This window comes from Nocardia wallacei (assembly GCF_029868745.1).
Classification (GTDB): Bacteria; Actinomycetota; Actinomycetes; order Mycobacteriales; family Mycobacteriaceae; genus Nocardia; species Nocardia wallacei_B.
Map to the genome: position 1 here is coordinate 1 of NZ_JARWOP010000112.1, position 2,429 is coordinate 2,429.

The following is a 2,429-nucleotide window of genomic DNA, read 5'->3' on the forward strand; positions in this document are numbered from 1 at the left end:
GCTGCAATGCGACGAAGGAGCCAGCAGCGGCACCCGAAAACCGAGACCAAGGGCGCCGAAAACCCGCCGAAGCGAAGCGAAGGCCAAAAATACAGCCCCCACCTAACTCAACACGCCACCCACCAACACCTCACAAACACACCCGCGAACAACGGCTCCCGACCAACCCAACCCTCACCCACGCCCCGTGTAATTAGGCGCCTCAACAGTCATCGTGATGTCATGCGGATGACTCTCCTTCAACCCAGCCGCAGTAATCTGCACAAACTGAGCCCGCTGCAAATCCGAAATAGACTGCGCCCCCGTATACCCCATAGCCGCCCGCAACCCCCCCACCAGCTGGTGAATAACCTGATTAACCGGCCCCCGGAACGGCACCCGCCCCTCGATCCCTTCAGGAACCAGCTTGTCCTCGGCAAGCACATCGTCCTGAAAGTACCGATCCTTGGAGTAGGACTTAGCCTGCCCCCGCCCCTGCATGGCCCCCAACGACCCCATCCCCCGATAACTCTTGAACTGCTTGCCGTTGACGAGAATCAATTCCCCCGGCGATTCCGCGGTCCCGGCCAGCAGCGACCCGAGCATGACAGTGGAAGCCCCGGCCGCAATGGCCTTGGCCACATCACCGGAGTACTGGATACCGCCGTCCGCGATCACCGGCACACCAGCCTGCGTGGCAACGGCGGTGGCCTCGAGAATGGCGGTGATCTGTGGCGCCCCGACACCCGCGACGACGCGGGTGGTGCAGATGGAGCCCGGCCCGACCCCGACCTTGACCGCATCGACACCGGCTTCGATGAGCGCCGCGGCGCCCGCCCGGGTCGCGACATTGCCGCCGACGATCTGAATGCGGTCGCCCACTTCGGTCTTGAGTTTCGCGACCATCTGCAGCACCTGCACCTGGTGGCCGTGCGCGGTGTCGACGATGAGCACGTCCACGCCGGCGTCGCGCAAGGTCATGGCGCGCGACCAGGAGTCCTCGCCGACACCGACGGCGGCGCCGACGAGCAGCCGTCCGTCGCGGTCCTTGGTGGCGTTGGGGTACTGGTCGGTCTTGACGAAGTCCTTGACGGTGATGAGTCCGCGCAGGCGGCCGTTGCCGTCGACGATCGGGAGCTTCTCCACCTTGTGGCGGCGCAGCAGGCCCAGCGCGGCCTCGGCGGTCACGCCCTCCTGCGCGGTGATCAGCGGCGCCTTGGTCATCACCTCGGCGACGCGGCGCTCTTGGTCGACCTCGAAACGCATGTCGCGGTTGGTGATGATGCCCACCAGCTCACCGGTCTCGTCGACCACGGGCAGGCCGGAGATGCGGTACCGGGCGCACATCGCGTCGACCTCGGCGAGGGTGTCGCTGGGGCGGCAGGTGACCGGGTTGGTGACCATGCCCGCCTCGGAACGCTTCACCGTCTCGACCGCGGCCGCCTGGTCGGCGGCGGCGAGGTTGCGGTGCAGCACGCCCATGCCGCCGGCGCGTGCCATCGCGATCGCCATGCGGGCCTCGGTGACGGTGTCCATCGCCGAACTCACCAGCGGGGTGCGCAACGTGATCTCACGGGTCAGCCGGCTGGAGGTCTCCACCGAGCTGGGAATGAGATCCGAGGCGGCCGGCAGCAACAGCACGTCGTCGAACGTGAGGCCGAGCATGGCGATCTTGTTCGGATCGTCACCACCCGTATGAGGGCGGACGGCGTGTTCGCCCATCACGGGACTACTCATCGGATCGACCCCTCCTGGACCTCGAAAGCAACAATCCGGGGATCGACCCGGACCGCGAACGTCTGACGGATTGCCGGAGCCGAAGATCGATACCCGGCACCGGTTCCGTCCATGGTATCGACCGCGCAAATCGACCGCCGCAGCGACCAGTCCCAGTAATCTCCGCCACACCCCCACCCCCACGACACGCCGACAACCCCGAGCAACCCACCCCGCACCACATCCCCACAGCCCACCCACGAACCGAGTCGCCGCCACAACCCACCCCCCCGAACACCGATCACCCTGGTCTCACCGAACGCCCCCTCCCGACCTCACCTCCCCAAGCCCACTCCTCCGCCTCCCCACACACCCTCACGTCCGTCCGCCGAAAGCCCCTCCCCACGCCCCCACTTTCCGAAAATCTTCTACACACACCACCACACACAGAAACTGTCCCCCGCCTTCCCCACATCACCCGGACATCTTCCCCCCACACCCACCCGCCTCCGGAGCTCCGCGCCCACCACGACCTCCCAACGATCTCCCCCAACCTGCCTACTTCCCCCGAACATCCTCCCCGCACGCCACACCCTCGAAAGCCTTCCCCACAACCACCCACCCCCAAACCCCACCCACCCCCAACCACAAAAAAAAACCCAATATCCACCCCACCCCCAAAATTTTAAGCCCCGGAAAGGGGTTTTTTGGGGGGGGCAAGAGAACGAAAGACG

General features: G+C 65.9%; 1 protein-coding gene. It reads right to left on the reverse strand.

Annotation, left to right across the window (positions count from 1 at the left end):
* Positions 1-174: 174 nt before the first annotated feature.
* Positions 175-1,716: an IMP dehydrogenase gene (gene guaB, locus QH470_RS08505; RefSeq protein ID WP_280271727.1), complete on the reverse strand. Its 1,542-nt coding sequence runs from the start codon at positions 1,714-1,716 to the stop codon at positions 175-177.
* Positions 1,717-2,429 lie beyond the last annotated feature (713 nt).

What these genes read in the sequence shown, in the direction of transcription:
- guaB (WP_280271727.1), bottom strand. Translation starts at nt 1,716, where the DNA reads ATGAGTAGTCCCGTGATGGGCGAACACGCCGTCCGCCCTCATACGGGT.